At 53.4% G+C, this 26,233-nt stretch carries 21 protein-coding genes; 3 read left to right on the top strand and 18 right to left on the bottom strand.

The features are described from left to right. Window positions 1–153: 153 nt before the first annotated feature. From dnaE to rpsB, 16 genes are all read right to left on the bottom strand, one after another. Window positions 154–3,672, bottom strand: coding sequence for a DNA polymerase III subunit alpha (gene dnaE / locus HMPREF1487_RS14390; protein WP_037030045.1), 3,519 nt, complete (start codon window positions 3,670–3,672; stop codon window positions 154–156). Between the two features lie 176 nt (window positions 3,673–3,848). Continuing rightward, a complete protein-coding gene (gene rnhB / locus HMPREF1487_RS14385; RefSeq protein ID WP_010797391.1) occupies window positions 3,849–4,487 on the bottom strand; it encodes a ribonuclease HII in 639 nt (212 codons plus the stop codon). Next, a complete protein-coding gene (gene lpxB / locus HMPREF1487_RS14380; RefSeq protein WP_037030043.1) occupies window positions 4,487–5,629 on the bottom strand; it encodes a lipid-A-disaccharide synthase in 1,143 nt (380 codons plus the stop codon). The genes rnhB and lpxB overlap by 1 nt, the downstream gene beginning before the upstream one ends. 59 nt (window positions 5,630–5,688) lie before the next feature. Further along, on the bottom strand, window positions 5,689–6,465 hold the full coding sequence (lpxA, locus tag HMPREF1487_RS14375) for an acyl-ACP--UDP-N-acetylglucosamine O-acyltransferase (RefSeq protein WP_010797389.1): 777 nt from the start codon (window positions 6,463–6,465) through the stop codon (window positions 5,689–5,691). Next, window positions 6,462–6,902 carry a 3-hydroxyacyl-ACP dehydratase FabZ gene (gene fabZ / locus HMPREF1487_RS14370; RefSeq protein ID WP_010797388.1) on the bottom strand — a complete coding sequence of 147 codons (441 nt, stop codon included), beginning with the start codon at window positions 6,900–6,902 and terminating at the stop codon, window positions 6,462–6,464. The genes lpxA and fabZ overlap by 4 nt, the downstream gene beginning before the upstream one ends. A gap of 42 nt (window positions 6,903–6,944) precedes the next feature. Beyond that, entirely contained in the window at window positions 6,945–8,009 is a 1,065-nt protein-coding gene (lpxD, locus tag HMPREF1487_RS14365; RefSeq protein ID WP_010797387.1) for a UDP-3-O-(3-hydroxymyristoyl)glucosamine N-acyltransferase, read from the bottom strand. Then, window positions 8,009–8,512 carry an OmpH/Skp family outer membrane protein gene (locus HMPREF1487_RS14360; RefSeq protein ID WP_010797386.1) on the bottom strand — a complete coding sequence of 168 codons (504 nt, stop codon included), beginning with the start codon at window positions 8,510–8,512 and terminating at the stop codon, window positions 8,009–8,011. The genes lpxD and HMPREF1487_RS14360 overlap by 1 nt, the downstream gene beginning before the upstream one ends. 41 nt (window positions 8,513–8,553) lie before the next feature. Then, window positions 8,554–10,920 (bottom strand): outer membrane protein assembly factor BamA, encoded by a 2,367-nt coding sequence (gene bamA, locus HMPREF1487_RS14355; RefSeq protein WP_010797385.1) that lies wholly within the window; start codon window positions 10,918–10,920, stop codon window positions 8,554–8,556. Between the two features lie 74 nt (window positions 10,921–10,994). Further along, window positions 10,995–12,347, bottom strand: coding sequence for a sigma E protease regulator RseP (gene rseP / locus HMPREF1487_RS14350; RefSeq protein ID WP_010797384.1), 1,353 nt, complete (start codon window positions 12,345–12,347; stop codon window positions 10,995–10,997). A 15-nt stretch (window positions 12,348–12,362) separates the two neighbouring features. After that, window positions 12,363–13,553: a 1-deoxy-D-xylulose-5-phosphate reductoisomerase gene (gene ispC / locus HMPREF1487_RS14345; RefSeq protein WP_010797383.1), complete on the bottom strand. Its 1,191-nt coding sequence runs from the start codon at window positions 13,551–13,553 to the stop codon at window positions 12,363–12,365. Further along, window positions 13,550–14,365: a phosphatidate cytidylyltransferase gene (locus HMPREF1487_RS14340; protein WP_010797382.1), complete on the bottom strand. Its 816-nt coding sequence runs from the start codon at window positions 14,363–14,365 to the stop codon at window positions 13,550–13,552. Before HMPREF1487_RS14340 ends, ispC begins: the two co-directional genes overlap by 4 nt. Further along, entirely contained in the window at window positions 14,359–15,114 is a 756-nt protein-coding gene (gene uppS, locus HMPREF1487_RS14335; protein ID WP_010797381.1) for a polyprenyl diphosphate synthase, read from the bottom strand. The genes HMPREF1487_RS14340 and uppS overlap by 7 nt, the downstream gene beginning before the upstream one ends. A 15-nt stretch (window positions 15,115–15,129) precedes the next feature. Next, window positions 15,130–15,687 carry a ribosome recycling factor gene (gene frr / locus HMPREF1487_RS14330; protein WP_010797380.1) on the bottom strand — a complete coding sequence of 186 codons (558 nt, stop codon included), beginning with the start codon at window positions 15,685–15,687 and terminating at the stop codon, window positions 15,130–15,132. Further along, window positions 15,684–16,427, bottom strand: a complete 744-nt coding sequence (pyrH, locus tag HMPREF1487_RS14325; RefSeq protein ID WP_010797379.1) for a UMP kinase — start codon at window positions 16,425–16,427, stop codon at window positions 15,684–15,686. The genes frr and pyrH overlap by 4 nt, the downstream gene beginning before the upstream one ends. Window positions 16,428–16,617: 190 nt before the next feature. After that, complete coding sequence (tsf, locus tag HMPREF1487_RS14320) at window positions 16,618–17,487, bottom strand: translation elongation factor Ts (protein ID WP_010797378.1); 870 nt, start codon at window positions 17,485–17,487, stop codon at window positions 16,618–16,620. Between the two features lie 123 nt (window positions 17,488–17,610). Further along, a complete protein-coding gene (gene rpsB / locus HMPREF1487_RS14315; protein WP_010797377.1) occupies window positions 17,611–18,351 on the bottom strand; it encodes a 30S ribosomal protein S2 in 741 nt (246 codons plus the stop codon). Window positions 18,352–18,631: 280 nt separating this feature from the next. On the opposite strand from rpsB, the gene map reads away from it, so the two are divergent. The 3 genes from map to dapC are packed head-to-tail and all read left to right on the top strand — an operon-like array spanning window position 18,632 to window position 23,365. Further along, window positions 18,632–19,414: a type I methionyl aminopeptidase gene (gene map, locus HMPREF1487_RS14310; RefSeq protein WP_010797376.1), complete on the top strand. Its 783-nt coding sequence runs from the start codon at window positions 18,632–18,634 to the stop codon at window positions 19,412–19,414. Window positions 19,415–19,426: 12 nt separating this feature from the next. Beyond that, window positions 19,427–22,126: a [protein-PII] uridylyltransferase gene (locus HMPREF1487_RS14305; protein ID WP_010797375.1), complete on the top strand. Its 2,700-nt coding sequence runs from the start codon at window positions 19,427–19,429 to the stop codon at window positions 22,124–22,126. 45 nt (window positions 22,127–22,171) lie between these two features. Beyond that, window positions 22,172–23,365, top strand: a complete 1,194-nt coding sequence (dapC, locus tag HMPREF1487_RS14300; RefSeq protein WP_010797374.1) for a succinyldiaminopimelate transaminase — start codon at window positions 22,172–22,174, stop codon at window positions 23,363–23,365. 7 nt (window positions 23,366–23,372) lie between these two features. Here the strand turns inward: dapC and HMPREF1487_RS14295 are convergent, their stop codons facing one another. Together HMPREF1487_RS14295 and HMPREF1487_RS14290 are read right to left on the bottom strand one after the other, a co-directional pair. After that, the gene (locus tag HMPREF1487_RS14295; protein ID WP_010797373.1) at window positions 23,373–25,007 is read right to left on the bottom strand and encodes a Na+/H+ antiporter; all 1,635 of its coding nucleotides are present in this window, start codon (window positions 25,005–25,007) and stop codon (window positions 23,373–23,375) included. Window positions 25,008–25,221: 214 nt separating this feature from the next. Then, window positions 25,222–26,178: a methyltransferase gene (locus HMPREF1487_RS14290; protein ID WP_010797372.1), complete on the bottom strand. Its 957-nt coding sequence runs from the start codon at window positions 26,176–26,178 to the stop codon at window positions 25,222–25,224. Window positions 26,179–26,233 lie beyond the last annotated feature (55 nt).

Genomic DNA, 26,233 nt, shown 5'->3' with positions numbered 1-26,233 from the left:
TCTTGCAATCTTGAGCCAGCGGCCGGGTCGCCTACCTTAAAAGATCAGGCGGATCAGGTCGAGGCCGGCAGATCAATTATCGAGATCTGCCGCCTCAACCCTTGAGGCCATTGGCATGGTTTGGTCGAATGAGCGGCACTCGCGCCGCTCGGATCAACGGTAGTTCAGGAAGACGTTTTCTCTTCCAAACTGGTCACGTAGTGCCTGTATCAGGCCATCACCAGGATCGATTCTCCACTGCTCGCCAAATTGCAGCAGGGCCCTAGCATCCTGGCTTCGATAATCCAGCGTAACCGGGCAAGCGCCCCGATGCTTGGTACAGAGGTCGGCCAACCACCGAAGACGGTCGCCTTTCAATGCATCGCTTGCAACCGAGATGCGCAGACTTTCAGCCAATGCGGTGCGAGCCTCTTCCAGGCCCAGCACGCGCTTGGCGCGCAGTCTCAAGCCGCCCGAGAAATCATCCTGGCTGACTTCGCCCTCAACAATGACCAAGGCGTCAGTCTGCAACAAGGACTGAGCAGCATGAAATGCTTCGGCAAACAGCGAAGCCTCAATCCGGCCCGAGCGATCATCCAGTGTAACAAACCCCATCTTATCGCCGCGCTTGTTTTTCATCACACGCAGATTAACGATAAGGCCGGCAACCGTCTGGGTTTCACGAGAGGGCTTGAGGTCCACAATGCGCTGGCGAGCCAGTCGCCGTACTTCACCCTCATACTCATCGATCGGATGCCCCGTCAGGTACAGGCCGAGGGTTTCCTTTTCCCCCCGTAGACGCTCCTTGAGCGTCAGCGCTCGTGCCTTGTAATGATTAACGTAGACATCGGCTTCCGGCTCGGCAAACACACCCCCGAATAAATCCATATGCCCGCTGTTATTGCTCCGTGCCGTTTGCTCGGCTGCCGCAATCGCCTCTTCCATTGCGGCCAACAGCACTGAGCGATTCTGATCGATAGTCGCCTGGTAGGCCTTGAGCTCGTCATGATAATGCGGCCCCAGGCGATCCAGCGCTCCCGAGCGAATAAGCGCTTCAAGGGTACGTTTGTTGATGCGCTTGAGATCGACACGGTCGCAGAAATCGAACAGATCCTTGAAAGGCCCCTCCTGGCGCGCTTCTACAATCGCCTCTACCGGACCCTCACCAACCCCCTTGATAGCACCAAGACCGTAAACGATGCGTCCACCTTCATTTACAGTGAACTTGAAGTCAGAGATGTTCACATCCGGCGCATCGATCCGCAGTTTCATATGGCGGCATTCCTCAATGAGGATTACCACCTTATCGGTGTTGTGCATATCCGCTGACAACACCGCAGCCATGAACGGCGCAGGGAAATGCGCCTTCAGCCAGGCAGTTTGATAGGACACCAGACCATAGGCAGCCGAGTGGGACTTGTTGAAGCCATAACCCGCAAATTTTTCTACCAGATCAAAGATGTTACCGGCAAGCTCAGCATCGATGCCATTATTGGCACAACCTTCAATAAAGCCGCCCCGCTGCTTGGCCATTTCCTCCGGCTTTTTCTTACCCATGGCGCGACGCAGCATGTCGGCCTGACCCAGGGTATAGCCCCCCATGACCTGGGCAATCTGCATAACCTGCTCTTGATACAGGATGATGCCATAGGTGGGAGCCAGGACAGGCTTGAGCCCTTCATACTGATAATCGGGGTGGGGATAGGCCAGCTCGGCACGGCCGTGCTTTCGGTTGATGAAGTCATCTACCATGCCTGACTGCAGCGGCCCCGGACGGAACAAGGCCACCAATGCAATCAGGTCTTCCAGGCAGTCGGGCTTGAGCTTTTTGATCAGCTCTTTCATGCCGCGGGATTCCAGCTGGAACACGGCCGTCGTCTCCGCCTTCTGCAAGAGATCGTAGGTTTTCTTGTCATCCAGCGGGATAAAGTCGATGTTAACCGGATCGAGCCCTTTTGCAGCATGCTCTCGATTGATCGTTTCCATTGCCCATTTAATGATGGTCAATGTTCGCAAACCCAGGAAGTCGAACTTCACCAGGCCCGCCTGCTCTACATCGTCCTTATCGAACTGGGTAACCAGTCCGTTACCGTCCTCATCGCAAGAAACGGGAGAGAAGTCTGTCAGTTTGGTAGGTGCGATTACCACACCACCCGCATGCTTACCGGTTCCCCGAGTGATACCCTCCAGTTTGAGCGCCATGTCCCAGATTTCCTGGGCCTCTTCGTCGACCTTGAGGAAGTCACGAAGCATCTCCTCCTGCTCATAGGCTTTCTGAAGCGTCATGCCTACTTCGAAGGGGATCATCTTGGACAATCTGTCGGCCAGACCGTAAGACTTACCCTGCACACGGGCAACGTCACGAACCACCGCCTTTGCGGCCATGGTGCCAAAGGTGATGATCTGACTGACCGCGTTACGCCCATAGGCGCCTGCAACATAATCAATTACGCGGTCACGACCGTCCATGCAGAAATCGACATCGAAGTCAGGCATGGAAATACGTTCAGGGTTAAGGAAGCGCTCGAACAGCAGATCATAGGCTAGTGGATCCAGATCCGTAATTTTCAGCACATACGCTACCAGCGAGCCAGCACCCGACCCACGACCCGGCCCCACCGGGACGCCATTGTTCTTCGCCCACTGAATGAAGTCCATTACGATGAGGAAGTAGCCAGGAAACCCCATCTGAATGATGATATTCAGCTCGAAGTTCAAGCGATCCACATAGACTTGCCGCTTGGCCTCGTAATCCGGCGTTTCCTTAGGCAGGAGTACCGCTAGGCGCTCTTCCAATCCGTCAAACGATACCTTTCGCAGGTAATCGTCAATGGTCATGCCTTCGGGAATAGGGAAATTAGGCAAGAAATATTTGCCAAGCTGCACTTCAATGTTGCAGCGCTTGGCGATTTCGACCGTATTTTCTAAGGCCTCTGGCAGATCACTAAAAAGCTCCCACATCTCCTCAGGAGACTTGAGGTACTGTTGATCGCTATAGGTACGAGGACGCAACGGATCATCGAGTACCCGCCCCTCGCCAATGCAGACCCTCGTTTCATGGGCCTCGAAATCGTCCTGCTTGATAAAACGAACATCGTTGGTTGCTACAAGCGGTACGTTGCAACGATCCGCCAAGGCAACCGCGGCGTGAAGATGTTCTTCATCATTGACGCGCTGGGTACGCTGCACCTCCAGGTAAAAACGATCACTAAAGACGTCCAGCCATTCACCTAACAACCGCTCGGCGCGTACGTTATCACCGGCCAGCAAGGCCAGCCCCACCTCACCCTCTTTAGAGCCGGAAAGCGCAATCAAGCCGTCGGCAGCCGCCTTGACCCACTCACGTTGGACAATGATCTGGCCTTCGTGCTGTCCTTCCTGATAACCGCGCGAAACCAGCTCAGTCAGGTTTCTATAGCCTTGTTTATTCATGACCAGCAAGGTCAGGCGGGTAAGCGGCCCCTCCTCATCAGGATTGGCCAGCCACAGGTCGGAGCCACAGATGGGCTTGATACCGGCACCCATAGCAGCCTTGTAAAACTTTACCAGCGAGCACAAATTATTCTGGTCTGTCACAGCTACAGCAGGCATGCCTGCCCCCGCTACCGACTTGACCAAGGGCTTTACCCTGACCAGACCATCAACCAGCGAATATTCAGTATGCAAACGCAAGTGAACAAAGGATACGGTCATGGAAACCCCGACAATCATGCAAAAACGAACCGGAATTGTACTAACCGGGAGGACAAGCTAGAAGCTTGATAGGAATGAGCAGATATGCATGCTCAGGCAAATGAATGCGCCAACACTGTTCAGCCTAGAAAATACAGGCGTCGCCGTCCGTCGGTTCGTTTTTTCTTAATCTTCGATTAGAGCGCCATAGCCCCTGAAACTTGCCTCACGCTGACTTCCAACGCAGCAAAAGCATCCCGCACGGGCGCGAATGAGCGTCGATGTATAGGCGTAGGGCCAAGCCGTTTAAGTGCATCAAGATGCTCAGCTGTGGGATACCCCTTGTGACCTGCCAAGCCATATCCTGGATAAAGCAGATCCATTTCTGCCATTTCCCGATCTCGAGAGACCTTAGCCAATATAGACGCTGCTGCGATAGCAGGCACCTGACTGTCACCCTTGATCACCGCAGTACTTGGAACCGACAGTACCGGGCAGCGATTACCATCGATCAAGGCCAGCTTGGGTAAAACAGCCAGTCCTTCAACCGCTCGCTTCATTGCCAGCATGGTTGCATGAAGAATATTGATCTCATCAATTTCATGAACATCGGCGCGAGCGATACAGCATGCCAATGCCTTTTCATGAATTTCTTCAAACAACGCCTCGCGGCGCGCCTTGGTAAGCTTTTTAGAGTCGTTGAGCCCATGGATAGGACGTGCTGGGTCCAGGATCACAGCAGCGGTAACGACAGGCCCACATAAGGGACCTCGTCCTACTTCATCGACACCTGCGACCAATTCCTGCACCAATGTGAAATCCAAACCCAATTGCATCAATCAACCCCAATAAGCGTCAGTACTGCATCTGCGGCTTGTCGTGACGCGTCCTGACGTAATGCGTGATGAATAGCTTCAAATCCTTCTGTTTGCATAGAGGGATCATCCAAAAGAGGCAATATCGCGTTTACCAATCTTTCTGCCGTGGCATCGTCCTGAATCAACTCGGGAACAAGAGGCTTGCCTGCCAGCAAGTTCGGTAAAGAGATATAAGGACTCCTTACCATCCGTTTCAAGATGCAGTACGTCAATGGAGCCACCTTATAGGCGACCACCATTGGACGTTTAAAAAGCATTGCTTCCAATGTGGCCGTTCCTGAAGCAATAAGCACAGCATTACAGCTGGCCAGCACTTCATGTGACTGCCCCTGAGTCAACATCACACGAACAGAGCGGCCTTCAAGTAAAGACTCTATCTGCTTACGCCGATGCTCATTGGCACAAGGCAATACAAATTGAATATCAGGCCTTAACGCACTCAACCGTTCTGCGGCATCGAAAAAAAGAGCACCCAGCCGTGAAACTTCACCACCACGACTTCCTGGGAGCAAAGCAACGACTGGCCCATCTGGCGGCAAGCCCAAAGCTTTGCGGGCAAGCGTGCGATCAGGATCAAGCGGAATGGTATCGGCCAGCGGGTGCCCAACGAAACGCACGGGAACCTGCTTTTCCTCATAGAAGCGGGCTTCAAAAGGAAACAACGTCAACATGAGATCGCAGGCCTCACGAATCTTAAGAACACGCTTTTGCCGCCATGCCCAGACAGAGGGACTGACATAATGAACAGTCGGTATCCCTGCGGCACGAAGCTGCTGCTCCATTTCAAGTACGAAATCTGGCGCATCAATGCCAATAAAGACATCGGGGCGGGCCTGTATGAGTGTCTGGATAAGCTCTTTTCGACGCCGCAAAAGCTCTCGAAGCCGGCCTAGCACCTCTACCAGCCCCATGACGGAGAGTCGCTCCATGGGAAAGGCCGAGCTCATGCCCTCTGCCTCCATGCGCGGACCGCCAACACCGATGAACTCGACAGCCGAATGCCGTGCTTTAAGCGCTCTCATAAGGCCTGAGCCCAAAATATCCCCAGAAGCCTCACCGGCAACGAGAGCGATTCGCAAGGGTCGATTCAAGGCAGACATACCCAGCTCTTTAATAGCGCCAATATAAACTGAAGGCCGCATCTGCGGCCTTGAAAGGATTAACGTGTTATGCCGCGTGTGGAGCTGACTATAGAGTCCCTGAAGACTGCAACTTCGGGAAACTCAAGAGCAACCTGCTCCAATTCCTTCAATGCTTCGTCAACCGTCAAACCTTGGCGGTAGACAACCTTGTAAGCACGACGGAGGGCATGAATCGCTTCACTGGAAAAACCACGGCGGCGCAAGCCTTCAAAATTCATGCTGCGCGCTTCGGCCGGGTTGCCAAAGACCGTTACGTAGGCAGGCACATCCTTACCGATGGCAGTGCCCATACCTGAAAAGCTGTGTGCACCGATACGGCAGAATTGATGTACCAGTGTGTAACCGGACAAAATTGCCCAATCATCCACATGGACATGCCCTGCCAACGCCGTGTTATTGACCAGAATGCAGTTATTGCCTATCACACTGTCATGCCCGATGTGGACATATGCCATCAGCAGGTTATGGTCACCTATAGTGGTTTCGCTACGGTCCTGAACGGTCCCCCGATGGATCGTGACACCCTCGCGAATGACATTATGGTCACCAATAACAAGGCGCGTAGGTTCACCCTTGTACTTGAGGTCTGGGGTGTCCTCTCCAATCGTAGAAAACTGGTAGATGCGGTTGTGCTTACCGATGACCGTTGGTCCATGCAGTATAACGTGCGGGCCTATGACCGTGCCCTCACCCACTTCAACATCGGCGCCTACGATGGACCAAGGCCCAACCTTGACGTCGTCAGCCAGTTTGGCGCCTGGCTCAATGATCGCCCTAGGGTCGATCAAACTCATAGTTTGCGTTCCGCACAGATAATTTCAGCAGAGCATACCGCTTTCTCGTCAACTGTTGCCTGGCATTCGAACTTCCAAATGCCGCGCTTGCAACTAATGAAACGAGCTTCCAGCTGCAACTGATCGCCCGGCAAAACAGGCTGACGAAAGCGCATGTTATCCGAGCCGACAAAGTAATACAGGGTTCCCTCTGCCGGAGAAGAATTCATCATCTTGAAACCAAGAATCCCTGCCGCTTGCGCCATTGCTTCGATAATCAAAACACCCGGCATAATGGGATGCTGAGGGAAATGACCATTAAAAAAGGGTTCGTTGATGCTGACATTTTTGTAGGCACGAATACGCTTGCCTTCAATGTCCAGCTCCACTACCCGGTCCACCAACAGGAACGGGTAGCGGTGAGGCAAGTATTCGCGAATCTCGTTAATGTCCATCATATCTGGAGAGGCCTGTTCAAAAAAAAGGAAACGCCCGATGCGTTACTCTGCATCAGAAGCAGCGTCATCCTGTAAGGTCACGGCAGCTACTGTTTTTTCGAGAAGCTGCAGACGCCGAGCCATATCATCCAGGTGACGGATACGAGCCGCACTTTTTCTCCATTCGGCAGCAGGCTGCATTGCCGTGCCGGAAGAATAAGCGCCTGGCTCGGTAATCGAGCGGGTAACCATGGTCATGCCAGTAACGAAAACGTTATCGCAGACCTCAATATGTCCAACCATGCCGACACCGCCGGCAATCGTGCAATGGCGTCCGATCTTGGTACTGCCCGAGATCCCTACGCAAGCCGCCATCGCTGTGTGCTCACCAATTTGTACGTTGTGAGCAATCATTATCTGGTTGTCGAGCTTAACGCCATTACTGATGATCGTGTCGGCCAGCGCGCCTCGATCGATAGTAGTATTGGCGCCAATCTCGACATCATCGCCAATACTGACACCACCCAGCTGAGCAATTTTTTTCCATTGCCCCTGATGGTTCGCAAAACCAAATCCCTCGCCGCCGATAACGGCGCCAGACTGGATAACCACTCGCTTCCCAACTCGAACGTCGTGATACAGCGTAACTCGCGGTGCAAGCCATCCGTTTTCGCCGATCTGACTACGAGCACCGACGAAGCAATGCGCTCCAATGACAACACCTGCACCTATCGATACACCTGACTCGATAACTGCATACGCACCGACACTTGCCGTAGGGTCTACAAAAGCATCCTCAGCGACCAGGGCGGAAGGATGAATACCAGCTTTCGGCAGAGGTTTTCGATCAAACAGATGGGAAAGCTGCGCATAGGCAAGGTAAGGATTGGCGATTACCAGGCAATTGCCTGAAAATCCTTCCACCTCAGTCGGGTGCAGGATCACAGCACCTGCTTTTGTGTCAGCCAAGTATTTCTTGTACTGGGCATTGGCAAGGAAACTCAATTGCTCGGGCTGGGCATCCTGCAATGTCGCAAGACCAGAAATGAGAAGCTCCGGGTTTCCCCGGAGCTCAGCTCCAAGGCGCTCTGCCAGCTGCCTTAGAGTGTAAGTGGTAGAGGTCATCATTAGCGGTTCTGGTTCATCCGCTCGATAACATCACGTGTAATATCATATTGAGGCTTGGCATCAACCACAGCGCCACGCTCGATGACGATGTCGTAGTTGCCCTTCTTCAATACTTCTTCCACCGCTTTATCCAGCTTCGGTTTGAGCTGCTTCAACATATCGCGATCAGCTGCGGCCTTGGCTTCGTTCAGCTCTTTCGACTGAAACTGGAAGTCGCGTGCTTTTTGTTTGAAATCCGACTCAAGACGGTCACGCTCAGAATCTTTCATTTTATCGCCCCCGGCAGCAAGGCGACTTTGAATATTCTTTGCATCACTTTCCAACGCCTTCAGCTTATTGAGCTGCGGACCGAACTTTTTCTCAGCGTCTACAGCGTATTTTTTTGCCGCATCCGACTCCAGGAGTGCCATTTGATAATTGAGCACCGCAATCTTCATCTCGGCAAAAGCCGGGGTGGCAACAACAGCGGCGGCGATCAAGGCGAAACGGAAGAACTTACGCACAATGCACTCCTGCGTTTAAACGCGATATAGAGTTGGATCAATTAGAACGTCTGGCCCAGCGAGAATTGGAATACCTGCGTATCGGCATTATCAGGCTTCTTGACGGGCATACCCAGACTGAAGCTTAACGGACCCAACGCAGTTACCCAAGTCAAGCCAACACCCACAGAGCTTGCCATATTGGAAAAGCTGACCTTGTTACAGCTGGCACTATCCTTGTCGACCAAGCGGCACTTGGTGTCGAAAACACTACCTACATCCCAGAACAGCACTGTTCGCAACTGACGCTGATCTTTCACGAAAGGCAAGGGGAACAGATATTCGGCCCCGCCTGTGATCAACACATTACCGCCAAATGGTTCAGGATCTTGATCGGTATCTGTTTCTTGACCTTGAGCCTTATATCTTCCAGAAGCAGGAGTACTCCTCGGACCAAGGCTGCTATCTTCAAAACCACGAACTGAATTAAAACCACCAGCATAGTAATTTTCATAAAATGGCAAGCCGCTGGTTGAACCATAACCATCGCCATATCCCAGCTCGGTATGGAAGCGAAGTGCAGTATTCTGCGTTAACCCAGCAAAAGTCTGACCACGATAGTCAACTTTGTAATAGCTCAGATCGCTTCCCGGAATTGTTGTTTCCAGAGAAAGACTTTGCGAGTGCCCTCGAGTAGCCAGCACGCCTTTATTTAGGGTTGACTCTGACCAGCCGATCGAAGCTTTAAAGTTAGTGAAACTATCCCCTTCCTGTTCAATGAATTTATAAACTTCGTCGACAGTATAGTTATTGGGGTCAAGCTCATCACGCTGAACGCCAAGCCCAAAGTTCAGTCGAGACGTTTCACTGATCGGATAGCCAAAATTTACCCCAAAGCCGAGGCTATTGATGGAGTAACTGGAAATATCAACATCCAGATCATCATAATTGGTTGAGCGATAGAAGGCGTTATAGCCAAGGCTCACACCGTCATCGGTCCAGTAAGGATCAGTAAAGCTGAAATTGTAGCGAGTCTGATACTGACTTCTCGTCAAGCCTACGCTTACTCTATTACCAGTACCCAAGAAGTTGCTCTGGCTGATAGATCCACCCAGGATCAAACCCGCACTTTGAGCAAAGCCAACACTTGCGGTAATAGAACCAGACGGTTGTTCTTCCACAGAGTAATTCACGTCGACCTGATCGTCAGTGCCAGGAACCGGCGGCGTCTCGACATTGACTTCCTTGAAATAGCCCAGACGTTCCAAACGGGTTTTGGACTGATCAATCAGGTAAGTAGAGGCCCAGCCACCTTCCATCTGGCGCATTTCGCGGCGGAGGACTTCATCTTCCGTCTTGGTATTGCCACGGAAATTGATACGATTTACATAGGCACGCTTGCCGGGATCGACTACAAAGGTCAACGAAACCGTATGGTCATCATCATGTGGTTCCGGTACACCGTTCACATTAGCGAACGTATAGCCTTCATTCCCGAGGCGGCGGGTGATCAGATCTGAGGTGCCAGTCATCACCTTTCGAGAGAACACCTGTCCGGGCTGTACCAACATCAGCCTGCGAATTTCTTCTTCCGGCACTTTCAGGTCACCTGAAAGTTTTACATCCCGAACGGTGTATTTTTCACCTTCGTTGACGTTGACCGTAATATAGACGTGTTTCTTATCAGGCGTAATCGATACCTGAGTCGAGGTGATATCCATATTGATATAACCACGATCAAGGTAATAGGAGCGCAAGCGCTCAAGATCGCCAGAAAGTTTTTCACGGGAATATTTGTCGTCGTTTTTGAAGAAAGAAAGCAGATGGCTTTTCTTCAATTCGAACAGATCAATTAGATCCTGCTCTGGAAACACATGATTTCCGACAATATTGACCTGAGAGATCGTTGCCACTTCACCTTCGTTGATTTTGATTTTCAACTGAACGCGGTTACGTGGCTGCGGAATGACCTCGGTTTCGATATTGGCAGAATAGCGACCTTGAGCAACATACTGACGAAGCAGCTCATTGCGCACACCTTCCAGCGTTGCCTGCTGGAAAATTTCACCTTCAGCCAAACCCGATTGTTGAAGACCTTTTTTAAGGTCGTCTTCTGAGATCGCCTTGTTGCCCTCAATAGTGATGCTTGAAATCGAGGGGCGCTCAACTACGCTCACAACCAGGACGTTACCGTCACGCCCTAATTGAATATCTTGGAAAAAACCCGTACGGAACAGGGAGCGAGTCGCATCGGAAAGGCGACGATCATCTACAGCATCGCCTACGTTAAGAGGTAATGCACCGAAAACGCTTCCGGCAGAAACCCTCTGCAAACCGTTTACACGAATATCGGAGATGGTGAAGGACTCGGCGTGAACCTCGCCGATCATCAGCGCGGCTATTACCGCAGGTAGCAGCAAGCGTTTCATGAGTCCCTTTTTTATTCCAACTGACAAATAAATAGCCTACCGCTTATACGGCAGACTAAGCGTTCAGCGGCGAGTTACAGACGCCCAAGGTCATTGACCAGAGCCAGTAACATGACACCAACAATTAGGCTTATACCAATCTGCATACCCCACGCCTGAATGCGCTCGGATACAGGTTTCCCTCTTGCCCACTCGACGAAGTAGAACAACAAATGTCCACCGTCCAGTACCGGCACAGGAAGCAGGTTTAAAACCCCAAGGCTTATGCTCAGGTAGGCCAGGAAGTTTAAGAAGTCACTGACACCTGACTGGGCAGAAGCGCCCGCCACTTTAGCAATGGTTATCGGCCCACTCAAGTTTTTTACCGAGAGTTCCCCAAGCAACATTTTCTTAAGCGAGTCGAGCGTCAGCAAACTCATGGTCCAAGTGCGCAAAAGTCCCTGACCTACGGCCTCCAGCGGGCCATAGCTGACTTCCCGAAGCATTTCAGAGGGCCATTCCACGCCCTTGACACCAGCGCCCAAGTAGCCAGAGGCACTTTTTGCATCACCTTTGCTAGAAAGCATAACTGGGACAGAGCGCTCAATTCCGGAACGATTAAGCACTAGGTTTACTGTTTGATTCGGGTGGGCACGAACATAATCGACCACCTCTTGCCAGTCGTTAACCGATGAACCCTCAACCGAAACAATACGATCACCAGACTGAATACCTGCTCTGGAGGCAGGCCCCTCAGGATCTAGTTCAGCCACAACAGGTGGCAGTGCCGGACGCCATGGATGTATGCCGAGAGATCCAATAGGGTCCGGGCTATCAGAGTCCTTGAGCCAACCATCAAGCCGAATGGAATGTACTTCTTGCTGACTGTTACCAGACTCGCGAGTTTCCACGACCAACGTACCCGTTTCACCGAGACGGCGAACCAGCTTGAGGTTGACCTCACCCCATCCGGAAACGGCCTTCCCATCAACCGAGACGATTTCATCGTTTGCCTGCAAGCCTGCTTGCGCAGCAAGACTACCTTCATCGACTTTTCCGACGACAGGCTTGACCTGCTGAGTTCCAAGCATGGCCAGAGCCCAAAAGAACACGATAGCCAATAAGAAATTGGCCACCGGACCCGCCGCTACGATAGCGATACGCTGATATACAGACTTACGATTGAACGTCTGGTCGATCTGGTCAGCAGAAACCTCCCCTTCTCGCTCGTCCAGCATTTTTACATAACCGCCAAGCGGTATTGCTGCTACTACGAACTCAGTTCCCTGCCTGTCATGCCAACGAAATAGCGCCTTACCAAATCCAACAGAGAAACGCAGGACCTTGACACCACATCGACGAGCAACCCAAAAGTGCCCAAACTCATGGAAAGTAACCAACACCCCTAATGCAATCAGGGTTCCAAGAATCATATACAGTGCACTCATGGCGTTCCTCCGCGCTTAGCGCCTGTGGCGCTCAAGCCAGACATTGGCTGAGTCCCTGGCATGGCGATCCGCTTGCATGACACATTCAAGATCGGTTACGGCAGAGATTGTTTCCTGCTGGAGCACAGCCTCGATGATCTGCGGTATCTCATCAAAGCGTGCCCTGCCGTTTAGAAAGGCATCTACTGCCACTTCGTTCGCAGCGTTCAATGTGGCAGGCGCGGTACCACCTGCGCTAATAGCTTCTCTCGCCAATCTGAGGCAAGGAAAGCGCTGCTCATCAGGCTTTTGAAAATCAAGGCGTGCTACTGCAAACAGGTCAAGAGGGCTAACCCCGGATTCTATTCGCTCAGGCCATGCCAATGCATGAGCAATTGGCGTACGCATATCGGGATTGCCCAACTGCGCAAGAACCGAACCGTCAATGTAGTCCACTAACGAATGGATAACACTTTGAGGATGAACAACAACTTCAACCTGATCAGGCCTTGCATTGAACAACCAGCAGGCCTCAATGAACTCCAACCCCTTGTTCATCATGGTGGCAGAGTCTACTGAAATTTTACGTCCCATCGACCAGTTAGGATGCGCGCACGCCTGATCAGGCGTAACGTCACGCAATACCTCCAATGAGGTTTCACGGAAAGGCCCGCCTGAAGCCGTCAGCAAAATTCGCCGCACCCCTTTTGCCACCAGTCCCTCTTCATAGCCTACTGGCAGGCATTGAAAAATGGCATTGTGCTCACTATCAATTGGTAACAGCTTTGCGTTGTACGTTTTGACAGCCTGCATAAACAGGGAGCCGCTCATGACAAGCGCCTCTTTATTGGCAAGGAGAACCTTTTTTCCTGCCTCGACGGCTGCAAGGGTAGGCTTAAGACCTGCCGCGCCAACGATAGCAGCCATAACAGCATCAACATCAGGATGAGCTGATACTTCACTTAGCCCTGCCTCACCGACCAGCACTTGCGTCGAGAGTCCAGCCGCCTTGATTCTATGTTCCAGCGCTTCGGCCTGCGCGCTGCCCGGCACTACAGCAAACCTCGGCTCATGAGTGATACAAAGCGCTCCGAGCTCATCGAGCCTGGTATAGCCAGTTAACGCAAATGCTCTGTAACGATCAGGATGACGTGCAATGACATCTAAAGTACTAAGACCTATCGATCCGGTAGCACCCAGTACAGTAATGTTTTGAGGACTAGTCACATAACACCCCAGCCCGACCACCAGAGAAGTGCTGCGTAAAGAGGTACTGCAGCGGTCAGACTATCAATACGATCCATGATGCCGCCATGCCCAGGTAGAAGCTGGCTACTGTCCTTAAGCCCTACCTGTCGCTTGAACATGCTCTCCGTAAGATCACCTACAACCGAAATAACGACCACCAGCGAAGCACCGATCAGAGCCTTAATCAAAGTATTGGCATCCCATCCGCGATAGAGACCTACACCCAATGTCAGCACAAGACTGGCTATTAGGCCGCCAATCATGCCCTCCCAGCTTTTACCTGGACTTACCTTGGGAGCAAGCTTGCGCTTGCCAAATGCTTTGCCGGAAAAATAAGCACCAATGTCAGCCACCCATACCAGCAGCATGACACCAAGAATAAGCCAATTATTGAGAGGCCACTGCTTCAGCAGGATCAACCCCTGCCAGGCAGGAACCAAGATAGCCACACCAATCAAAAGGCGTCGCCAAGTTGACTTCCAGTAATGAGCGCTTTCTGGATAGGTCATTACGAGCACGGCAGCAAAAATCCACCAAGCCACTGCCATCGGCAGGATAGCCAACGCCAGCTGAGGCATCTGCCAGCAGAGCAGAAGAAGGAAAGCAATTACAGCTGCATAACCTACACGAGCCGCCTGAGAGACGAGCCCGGAAAGCCGAGCCCACTCCCAAGCACCCAGGGAAACCACCGCTCCGATAAAGGCAGCGAATATCCCACCTTCTAGCAAAAAGAAGCCCCCAATCGCTATGGGCAGCAACACCAGAGCGGTAAGGACCCTTTGCTTTAGCATGATGCTCTCACTTCTGCTTCAATCTGTTCACTGGTCTTTCCAAAGCGTCTTTGCCGCGTCGCATAATCCGCCAACGCCTTACGCATAGCCTCATGTTTGAAGTCAGGCCAGAACAAGTCGGAAAAATATAGCTCCGCATAAGCCAATTGCCAGAGCAGGAAATTGCTGATGCGATGCTCTCCACCCGTACGGATACATAGATCAGGTAAAGGCATGCCTGCGGTGGTCAAGCAGTTCTGAAGTAACTCAGGCGTTATCCGCTCAGGCTCAAGCGTACCCTCCTTGACTGCCTGCGCCAGCCGCTGAGCCGCCTGGGCGATGTCCCACTGACCACCATAATTGGCAGCCACCTGGAGTACCAGTCTTGTATGACCAGCAGTCAAGGCTTCTGCCTGCTCCATCTCACGCTGCAGTTCAGGATGAAACCTGGAACGATCTCCAATGATGCGAAGACGTATGCCGTTCTGATCGAGCTTTTTGGCTTCCCGTCGAAGCGCTGATAGAAACAGCTCCATCAATGCACTGACTTCATCAGTCGGGCGCCGCCAGTTTTCACTGGAAAACGCAAACAACGTGAGCACTTCGACACCGGCGTCCGCACAGACTTCTATAGCCGCACGAACAGCGTCGACACCAGCTCTATGTCCTGCCACTCCAGGCAGTAACCGCCGGCGAGCCCAGCGGTTATTACCATCCATGATAATGGCGACATGACGCGGTACTACAGAACTAGGGTCGCTATTGCCCATCTTGCATCCCTGCCGTCAAACGGCCATCAAATCAGTTTCCTTAGCCTCCAAGGCCTTATCGACCTCAGCGACATATTTATCAGTCAATTTCTGGATCTCATCCTGCGCACGACGCTCTTCGTCTTCGCTGATTTCCTTTTCCTTGAGGAGATCCTTCAACTGAGCCAGCGCATCACGGCGAATATTCCGCACGGAAACACGAGCCTGTTCAGCCTCCTGGCGCGCCTGCTTAGTGAAACCCTTTCGAGTTTCCTCAGTTAGAGCCGGCATCGGGACGCGAATGGTAGTCCCGGCTGTCGCTGGGTTCAGTCCCAGATCCGAAGTCATGATGGCTTTTTCAACAGCCTGAATCATGCTTTTATCAAAAACAGTCAGCGCCAACGTGCGGGAATCTTCCACTGTCACGTTGGCCACCTGGCGCAGCGGCGTGTCGCTACCGTAATAGGACACCATAACGCTATCAAGAATGCTTGGATGAGCGCGTCCAGTACGGATCTTGGCGAAAGCGTGACCAAGCGCTTCAATGGTCTTGGTCATTCGGCTTTGAGCGTCTTGCTTTATTTCATTGATCATACTGTGCCCTCTTCGATCAAAGTACCTTCTCCGCCGCCTACAACAATATTCAGCAAGGCGCCGGATTTATTCATATTGAACACCCGAAGCGGCATCTTATGATCACGACACAGACAGATTGCTGTCAGGTCCATCACGCCCAGCTTACGGTCGAGCACTTCGTCATACGTCAAGCGATCGAACCTTTCCGCATTCGGGTCCTTGAAAGGATCTGCAGTGTACACGCCATCGACCTTAGTTGCTTTAAGCACCAGATCAGCCTCAACTTCGATAGCACGCAAGCAGGCAGCCGAATCAGTGGTAAAGAATGGGTTACCCGTACCGGCCGAGAAAATAACCACCTCGCCGTTCTGCAACTGACGCATAGCCTTACGACGATCATACTGATCGGTCACACCCACCATAGAGATGGCTGACATAACAGTTGCCGGGATATTGGAGCGCTCCAGGGAATCACGCATAGCCAGCGCATTCATAACGGTAGCCAGCATACCCATATGGTCACCCGTAACACGGTCCATACCTGCGGCTGACAACGCAGCCCCACGGAACAGGTTACCACCACCAATCACCAGCCCGACCTGAACACCAATACCAACAAGCTGACCGATTTCCAAGGACATACGATCAAGCACTTTTGGGTCAATCCCGAAGTCTTCGGATCCCATTAGGGCTTCGCCGCTGAGTTTAAGCAGAATACGTTTGTAACGGGGTTGGCGACCACTCATCTGCTGAGCCATTCAGTCTCTCCTGCGACGATTTGAAATAATAAAAAACAAATCATTTTCCCATTACCGAGCCGGAACGTCAGCGTTGACGCATCGATAGTGGGATCGTTACCAAATAAAAAAGAAAACCCATACCTTCGCTACTTGAAAAAAGAGGCCGCACGCGGTGGCGGGCAGCCTCTTTTTCAGCATCGATAGCGTCTTACTGCTTGCTGGCTGCGACCTGAGCGGCCACCTCAGCTGCGAAGTCCACTTCGGCTTTCTCGATACCTTCACCTACTTCGTAACGGACGAAGGAAACGATTTCAGCGCCAGCCTTCTTAGCCAGATCGCCAACCTTGACTTCCGGATCCTTTACAAAAGGCTGCTCAACCAGGCTTGCCTCAGCCAAGAATTTGTTGATACGGCCTTTGACCATGTTTTCAACAATATTTTCCGGCTTGCCAGCAATCTTGTCTGCGTTCAGTGCCAGGAAGATTTCTTTTTCCTTGGCAATCGCTTCTTCAGAAACCTGAGAAGGATTCAGGAACTGGGGGTTGCTTGCAGCAATGTGCATCGCGATATCACGAGCCAGCTCAGGCGTACCACCGTTCAGAGCAACAACAACACCGATGCGGTGGCCGTGCAGGTAGGCACCTATCACATCACCTTCCACACGAGTCAGGCGACGAATAGTGACGTTTTCGCCTGTTTTGGAAACCAGCGCCAGACGCGCCTCTTCCTGGGACTCTACCAGCGGAGCAGCATCAGTCAGCTTCTGATCGAACGCCTTATTCAAGCTATCTGCAACGAAAGCCTTGAAGTCATCCTGCAGAGCCAGGAAGTCAGTCTGGGAGTTGACTTCGATGATCAGAGCAGCCTTGTTGTCGTCGGAAACCTTGACAGCAATCGCACCTTCAGCAGCGATGTTACCAGCCTTCTTGGCCGCCTTGATGGCGCCAGCTGCACGCATATCATCGATGGCTTTCTCGATGTCGCCGCCGGCAGCGGTCAACGCCTTCTTGCAATCCATCATGCCAAGGCCGGTACGCTCACGCAGTTCTTTGACCAGGGCCGCAGTAATCTCTGCCATGCTCGAATCCTCTTGAATCAGTGTCTAAACCAATGCCCTAAGGCAGTAATTCTCTGAGTGGCAAAAAGGGGGCCTAGCCCCCTTCCTGCTCACTGAATGTCCAAGTCTTTACGACAGGGTCAATCAGCCTTCAGCAGCTTCGCTCGCTGCTTCTTGAACGAACTCTTCAGGTGTTGCACCTGCGTTCTGCTTACCACGCAGTACGGCATCAGCCGTGGCGCTCAGGTACAGCTGGACAGCGCGGAAGGCGTCATCGTTACCCGGGATGATGTAATCAACGCCTTCAGGGCTGCTGTTGGTATCAACAACACCGATAACCGGGATACCAAGCTTGTTCGCCTCGGTGATCGCGATGCGCTCGTGATCAACGTCGATAACGAACAGAGCGTCCGGCAGACCGCCCATCTCCTTGATACCACCCAAGCTGCGCTCGAGCTTCTCGAGATCGCGAGTGCGCATCAGCGCTTCTTTCTTGGTCAGCTTGCCGAAGGTGCCGTCTTCAGCCTGAACTTCAAGCTCACGCAGACGCTTGATGGACTGACGAATAGTCTTATAGTTCGTCAGCATACCGCCCAACCAGCGGTGATCCACGAAAGGCATGCCACAACGAGCAGCTTCTTCGCGAACGATCTTGCCAGCGGAACGCTTGGTACCAACGAACAGGATTTTGTTCTTGCCAGAAGCCAGGCGCTCAACAAAGCTCAGCGCTTCGTTGAACATCGGCAAAGTCTTTTCGAGGTTGATGATGTGAATCTTGTTACGCGCGCCGAAAATGTACTTACCCATTTTCGGGTTCCAGTAACGGGTCTGGTGGCCGAAGTGCACACCGGCCTTCAGCATGTCGCGCATGTTGACTTGGGACATTGATATTTCCTCAATAAGTCGGGTTGGGCCTCCACGCATCCCAATGGCCAACTCCTTGCAGAGCACCCAGGCCATCGTGCCGATACGTGTGTGGGGTTTAGGGCGTTTTAGGGCTATTGCCCGAAAAGCGCCGCGCTTTATACCACAGAAGTCAGCTGAATTAAACCATGGCAGACTACTGCGATTGGGATGGTGACGAAGGACAGGTTTGTTAGAATCCTGTCCAACCCTCTTATTTTAGTTCATATGCAGGCTGCCTGCGCAGCGCTTAGAGATTCTAATGACCGTTATTATCAAGACCCCTGAAGACATCGAGAAAATGCGTATCGCCGGCCAACTGGCGGCTGATGTACTGGAAATGCTGGATGAGCATGTTAAGCCGGGCGTTACGACCGAGGAGCTGAATAAGCTTTGCCACGACTATATCGTCAATGTGCAACAGGCTATTCCGGCGCCACTCAATTACAAGGGCTACCCCAAGTCCATTTGTACTTCGCTTAATCATGTCGTCTGTCATGGCATCCCCAACGACAAGCCACTCAAGAAAGGCGACATCCTTAACGTGGATATCACGGTTATCAAAGACGGCTACCACGGCGATACCAGCAAGATGTATTGCGTCGGCGAAGTGGCCGAGTGGGCAAAGCGACTCTGCGAGGTAACTCAGGAGTGCCTATATAAAGGTATTTCGGTTGTTCGCCCCGGCGCCCGGCTGGGTGATATTGGCGAAATCATTCAGAAGCACGCTGAAAAACAGGGTTTTTCCGTGGTGCGCGAGTATTGTGGTCATGGTATCGGCAAGGGCTTTCATGAGGAGCCGCAGGTTGTTCATTATGGGCGTGCTGGAACAGGCCTTGAACTCAAGGAAGGCATGATCTTCACCATTGAGCCGATGATTAACCAGGGCCGCGCTGAAACCAAGCTGCTTGGTGACGGTTGGACGGCCATCACCAAGGACCGCAAGCTGTCTGCTCAGTGGGAACACACCGTACTGGTTACCGCCGATGGCTATGAAATTCTGACACTGCGCAAAGACGAAACCATTTCCCGCACCCCCGCATGAGGTAATACGGGTATGCCCCAGGTAGATCCCGAACTGTTCGACCGCGGACAGTTCCAGGCTGAACTCGCATTAAAGACCAGCCCCATCGCCGCGTTCAAAAAGGCGATCCGCAAGGCAAACGAGGTATTGGACGAGCGATTTTCAGCCGGACGCAGTACGCGTCGCCTGGTTGAGGATCGAGCCTGGTTCGTTGACCAGATACTGTGCGAAGCCTGGCAACGACTGAACTGGGGTAATGCACAAATTGCCTTGCTCGCCGTAGGGGGATATGGCCGCGGCGAGCTGCATCCGCAATCGGACATCGATTTGCTCATTTTATTGGGCGCAGAAGATCAGGAAGCGCATCGGGAAGCCATTGAAGGCTTCCTGACGTTGCTATGGGATATCGGCCTTGCTGTCGGACAGAGTGTGCGCTCGGTTCAGGAGTGCGCGGATGAGGCCAGGGCCGACCTGACCGTCATCACCAATCTGATGGAGTGCCGTACCATTGCCGGCCCGGAAGCCCTTCGTCTGAGGATGCTGGATGTAACCAGCCCCAAGCGAATGTGGCCCAGCCGTGATTTCTTTCTGGCAAAGCGGGATGAGCAGAAAGCCCGGCATGCCAAGTACAACGACACGGAATACAACCTTGAGCCCAACGTCAAAGGCTCACCGGGTGGATTACGTGATATCCAGGCACTCTTGTGGGTTGCACGCCGCCATTTCGGGACGCTGAACCTGCATGCGCTGGTTGGTCAGGGTTTTCTGACTGAAAGCGAATGTTCGCTGCTGGCTTCCAGTCAGGAGTTCCTGTGGAAGGTGCGTTATGCCCTGCATATGCTGGCAGGCCGACCTGAGGATCGCCTCCTGTTTGATCATCAGCGCCGCATCGCCGGCCTCCTGGGTTATGAAGACAGCGATGCGAAGCTGGCCGTTGAGCGCTTCATGCAGAAGTATTATCGCGTGGTCATGGACATTGCCCAGCTCAACGATGTTGTCATGCAGCACTTTGAGGAAGCCATCCTGCGGGATGACGAAAGCGAGCCAACGCAGCCTCTTAACAGCCGCTTCCAGTTACGGGACGGCTATATTGAGGTTACGCATCCGGAGGTATTCAAGCGCACCCCCTTTGCACTGCTGGAAATTTTCGTGCTGATGGCTCAGCACCCGGAAATCAAGGGTGTTTCTGCGGGTACGATCCGGTTGCTTCGCGACCACCGTCATCTAATCAATGACGAATTCCGACATGACATCCGCAACACCAGCTTATTTATCGAGCTGTTCAAGAGCCGCGAAGGCATTCATCGCAACCTTCGCCGTATGAACCGCTACGGTATTCTTGGCCTGTACTTGCCGGAGTTCGGCCAAATCATCGGTCAGATGCAGCATGACCTGTTCCATATCTATACGGTCGATGCGCATACACTTAATCTGATCAAGCATCTGCGCAAACTGAACCGACCGGAGATGACGGAAAAGTATCCTCTGGCCACGCGGGTGATGAACAAGCTGCCTAAACCGGAGTTGATCTATATTGCCGGTCTTTACCATGACATTGGCAAGGGCCGAGGCGGTGATCATTCGGAGCTGGGCGCCGTAGATGCCGAAGCGTTCTGCCGCCGCCATCAGCTACCCGAATGGGACAGCAACCTAATCTGTTGGCTGGTACGCAATCACTTGGCGATGTCGACCACAGCGCAGCGCAAGGATTTGTCTGACCCCCTGGTGATTCATGACTTTGCACAGACGGTAGGCGACCAGGTCCATCTGGATTATCTCTATGCGCTCACTGTGGCAGATATCAACGCGACCAACCCCAACCTCTGGAACTCCTGGCGCGCCAGTCTGCTGCGACAGCTGTATACCGAGACCAAGCGTGCCTTGCGCCGCGGACTTGAGAATCCGGTAGAACGTGAAGAGCAAATTCGCCAGACACAGAGTTCAGCCATCGATATTCTGGTGCGTAATGGCATCGATCAGGATGATGCCGAACACCTATGGGGGCAGCTCGGTGACGACTATTTTCTGCGTCACACTGCCAGCGATGTAGCGTGGCACACCGAAGCTATTTTGAGTCATCCCAATGACGGTAATCCGCTGATCCTGATCAAGGAGACTACCCAACGCGAGTTTGAAGGCGGCACCCAGATCTTCATTTATGCGCAGGACCAGCACGACTTCTTTGCCGTGACTGTGGCGGCAATGGACCAGCTGAACCTGAGCATCCAGGACGCGCGCATTATTACGTCCACCAGCCAGTTTACCCTGGATACCTATGTTGTACTCGACGCGGACGGAGGCTCTATCGGCAATAACCCGGCCCGTATCCAGCAGATCAGAAGCGGCTTGATCCAGGCCCTAAAAACACCTGAAGAGTACCCCAACATCATCAACCGACGTGTTCCTCGTCAGCTCAAACATTTTGCGTTCGCGCCACACGTGAATATCTATACGGATGCTCAGCGCGCCGTGAGCCTGATTGAGCTGACCGCCCCTGATCGCCCGGGCCTGTTGGCTCGCGTGGGCGGTATATTCCTGGATTTCGACCTGTCGGTTCAGAATGCCAAAATCGCCACGTTGGGCGAGCGTGTTGAAGACGTCTTTTATGTTACGGATGCTCAAGGGCAGCCCCTGTCGGATCCGAAGCTGTGCGAGCAACTTCAACAAGCGCTGATCAAAAACCTAAGCGGGGCCAATGGCTCAGAAACGCCGTTGCTACGCATCAGTATCTAATGGACAACTCAGCCTAAGGCCAGGCTGCACTTGCGAGACCTGTATATGAACGATGCCTTGAACCTGCTCCAGCCCTACCCTTTCGAAAAACTGCGCACGCTGCTGGCAGGTGTCCAGCCACCGGCAGATAAAAAGGCCATCGCGTTATCAATCGGCGAACCTAAACACCCCTCCCCAGCGTTTGTCGCAAAAGCGCTGACCGAGCACCTTGATCAACTGGCGGTCTATCCAACAACAGCCGGACTGCCTGCTTTGCGCGAAGCGATTGTGACGTGGTGCGAGCAGCGTTTTCGTGTACCGACTGGCTGGATGGATGCGGCTCAGCATGCCTTACCGGTAACCGGCACGCGCGAAGCGCTTTTCTCTTTTACACAGGCGGTGGTGAATCGCCAGGAAGGCGCGCTGGTAGTAAGCCCCAACCCTTTCTATCAGATCTATGAAGGCGCCACGCTGCTTGCTGGTGCGCAGCCGCACTACCTGCCCTGCCTGCCCGAGAAAGGTTTTAATCCTGACTTCGATGCCGTTCCAGCCGAAATATGGGATCGCTGCCAGTTGCTGTTCCTGTGCTCTCCTGGCAATCCAACCGGAGCATTGTTGCCTGTCGAGACCTTGAAGCGTTTGATCGAGCTGGCCGACCAGCATGACTTCGTGATTGCAGCAGATGAGTGCTATAGCGAGCTGTATTTCGATGAAGACAACCCACCTGCAGGTCTTTTGACGGCTTGTGCGGAGCTGGGTCGCAAGGACTTCAGCCGTTGCGTGGTCTTTCACAGCCTGTCCAAGCGCTCGAATCTACCTGGTTTGCGCTCAGGCTTCGTTGCAGGGGACGCCGAGATTCTCAAACGCTTCCTGCTGTATCGGACCTACCACGGCTGCGCCATGCCGATCCAGGTACAGCGCGCCAGCATTGCCGCATGGAGCGATGAGATCCACGTACGCGAGAACCGCGTGCTTTACCGGGAAAAATTCGACGCTGTGCTGGCAATACTAAAAGATGTATTGGATGTCGAGCGTCCGGACGGCGGTTTTTACCTCTGGGCTAAGACACCGTTAGATGACGAGTCCTTCGCCCGTGAGCTATACGCAAAGGAACATGTTACCGTTGTGCCAGGCTCCTACCTTTCCCGGACGGTGGACGGCGTGAATCCTGGTGCCAATCGGGTTCGCATGGCCTTGGTAGCACCTCTGAACGAGTGTATCGAAGCAGCCGAGCGTATTCGCGCATTCTGCAGCCGCTGACGCCTGCTCAGCCTGCCGCTGAAGCTGGCAGGCTGCGCATCAGTGTCGCCTCGCTGAAGTCCAGATCACTCAGGACTTCAGCGACGATTTCATCGTCGATTACGCCAGACAAGCGCATACGATAGAGCTCCCGACGCTGAGCCCGGATAGCCAGCAACCGCAGCTGCGTTTCAATAAACAGACTGGTTCGGGCACGCGCCTGAACCTCCTCCGTGTCTTGGTAGATATCAAGCTGTTCGCGAAACTCGGCCATGAGCTGCGTCTTGATTTCCGCCTTCAATCCCGCACGCGCAGGATCTTCGTCATCAATACTTTCCGCTTCAAGGGCGCGAAGAGCCGCTTCTGCCGTATTACGCCGAATCTCTCGGCGCTCACGGTCGGCAGCCTCATTGGTACCCACACTTAATCCACGCAGCAGCAGGGGCAATCCAATGCTGGCCGCCAGCAGGGACAGCAGGATTACGCCCGCAGCAATAAAGATTAGGACATCGCGCTGGGGGAATGGCTGTCCATTCGCGAGAACAATGGGTAGAGACAGTACACCTGCCAGCGTCACGGCCCCGCGTACACCTGCAATTGACGCAATAATTGCGGTACGTTGGAAATCATTGCCCGGCATAGCCTCATGATGTCGGGAGATGCGCCAATACAGGTTCATGACCAGGTAACGCAGCAGGATCAGCGCCAGGAAGATCAGAGTCACCTCCCCTATCAGCCACCCTAGCGTCTTGTAGACATGCTCGGAAGGCTTGAGCACGGCAGCAATGATGTCGGGCAGCTGCAGGCCCAAGAGCAGGAACACCAGTCCATTGAAGGTGAACTCCAGCATCGACCAGATACTGTGGTTGAGCAATCGAGTACGCGACTGCCTGGGCAGCATGTCGATACGGCTTTGCACAAGCCCGGCGGCAACCGCAGAAAGAATGCCTGAGAAGCCCAGGTGTTCAGCAATGACATAAGCGGCAAATGGCAATAGAAGCAAGAAGACGACATAGGGTGCAGGATCCGTCCACCCATGCTCGACCAGCCAGTTACGGGCCTGCCCTGTCAGCCAACTGAGCGCCACCCCTGTAAAGAGACCGCCAATGGCAACCATGAGAAACGTCAGACTCGCATCTGCCAGCGAAAACACGCCCGTCATGGCAGCCGCTACGGCAAAGCGAAAGGTGACAAGACCGGACGCATCATTGAAAAGTGCTTCACCCTGCAGGATATGCATCAGCCGCTTGGGCAGCTTCCCACGTGCAATTCCGGACACCGCAACGGCATCGGTCGGCGACAGAACCGCGGCCAGTGCAAAGGCTACCGGCCAGGACAAGCCAGGCACCAGCCAGTGAATAAAGGCGCCAGCGGCCAAAACGGTGATGAATACCAGACCAAACGCCAGCGTCAGGATAGGCGCCCGAAGCCGCCAGAGTTCGCGCTTCGGCATGCGCCACCCATCGGAGAACAGAAGTGGCGGAATGAATAAGAGCATGAACAGTTCAGGATCAAGCGCGACATGCAAGCCCAGGGATGGCAACGCCAGTAACGCCCCGACAACGACCTGGATCAGTGGAAGCGGCACGGGAAGAAACTGAGCACTCAAGCGGGTCGCGCCCACCACAAGCAGCATGATCAAGATGGTATAAACGAGTGTCACCGCTTCTCTCCGCTGGCTACCGAGCCGATCCGCCCGATCTGTACGACACGATCCCTATCGACAAGCCCTGCAAAGACACGTTCGGCAATGCCGTGCCCAAACGGTAGGCATGAGGTGTCATGAGGTCATACACCTCACCCAAGGCTCGCCAGTACGTCGTGCTGGCGCCAACTGGACGCCCTCAACCAAGAGGGCGTCACGTTGAAAAACAGTTTCAGGCTGGGCGGGTAACGGTCAGGGTTACAGCCGCGATGCGGTCGGCCTGTGCATAAACACCGGATTCCAGTTCTTCACCGAAGACATCCGGATCCATCTCACGATAACGCCAGACCAAATCTGTTTTGGCTAACCGCTCCTGGACAGCCTCTAGGAACGGATCCTGGCCTCCCACCATGGCCACGCCGGTATACAGCAGCAAGGTTCCCGCTGGTGCCAAGCGCTCCAGCGCGGCGTCCAGAATGGAAAGAGAGAGTCCGGCTCCCAGCGGCCCGCCCCCGTGGCGATAGGCGCGTTCGGTAGGATCGACCAGGTAAGGCGGATTGGAAATAATAAGATCGAACTCGCCTTCAACATCATTCAGCAGGTTGCTATGCCGAGCCACCACATTGGTCGCTTCAGCCATGTCCGCATTGATTTCAGTAAAGCGGAGCGCGCGATCGTTGATATCAACAGCCAAGACCTCGGCGCCTGGCCTCGCCAGCGCGACAAGTATCGCACCCGGACCTGCACCACTGCCGATATCGACTGCCCGCCGGATCTGCCCAGTTTCGAAGCGTAGCTGGGCTTCGATAGCGTTGGCGTAGCGATAGGTATCTGGACCAAAGAACACTGCATCCGCCTCGTCCGTAGGATAAGCGGAGTGGATGAACAGCTGATCGCCCAAAGTCGACACGCGAACCTTGCTGCGCCAACCATCCTGGTAGGATTCCAGGATGTCGGCGGCCTGCATGGCTTCGAAAAGCTCGGGTGAAATGAGCTCCTGCCTGAAGGGCCGACTCCAGCCAAAAATACCTTGCAAGTCCTTTGCCCACTCGTTACCGGGGCGACTATTGACGCGGGCATGTGAGGCCGGCGTTATTGTGATGAATTGGTAATGAGCGTCGCGTAATGCTTCGATCAGGAGGCGAAAAGGTTGGACCGAGTGTTTGGAGATTGCAGGCTGTTCGCGCATCTGTGTATCCGTCACGCAGTTTGATCCTTTAGAAACAGGACAGGGTCCTCGTTGG

Source organism: Pseudomonas sp. HPB0071 (assembly GCF_000478505.2).
Classification (GTDB): Bacteria; Pseudomonadota; Gammaproteobacteria; order Pseudomonadales; family Pseudomonadaceae; genus Chryseomonas; species Chryseomonas luteola.
Note: the sequence above shows the minus strand (reverse complement) of the source record. Positions and strands in the feature narration are given on the sequence as shown.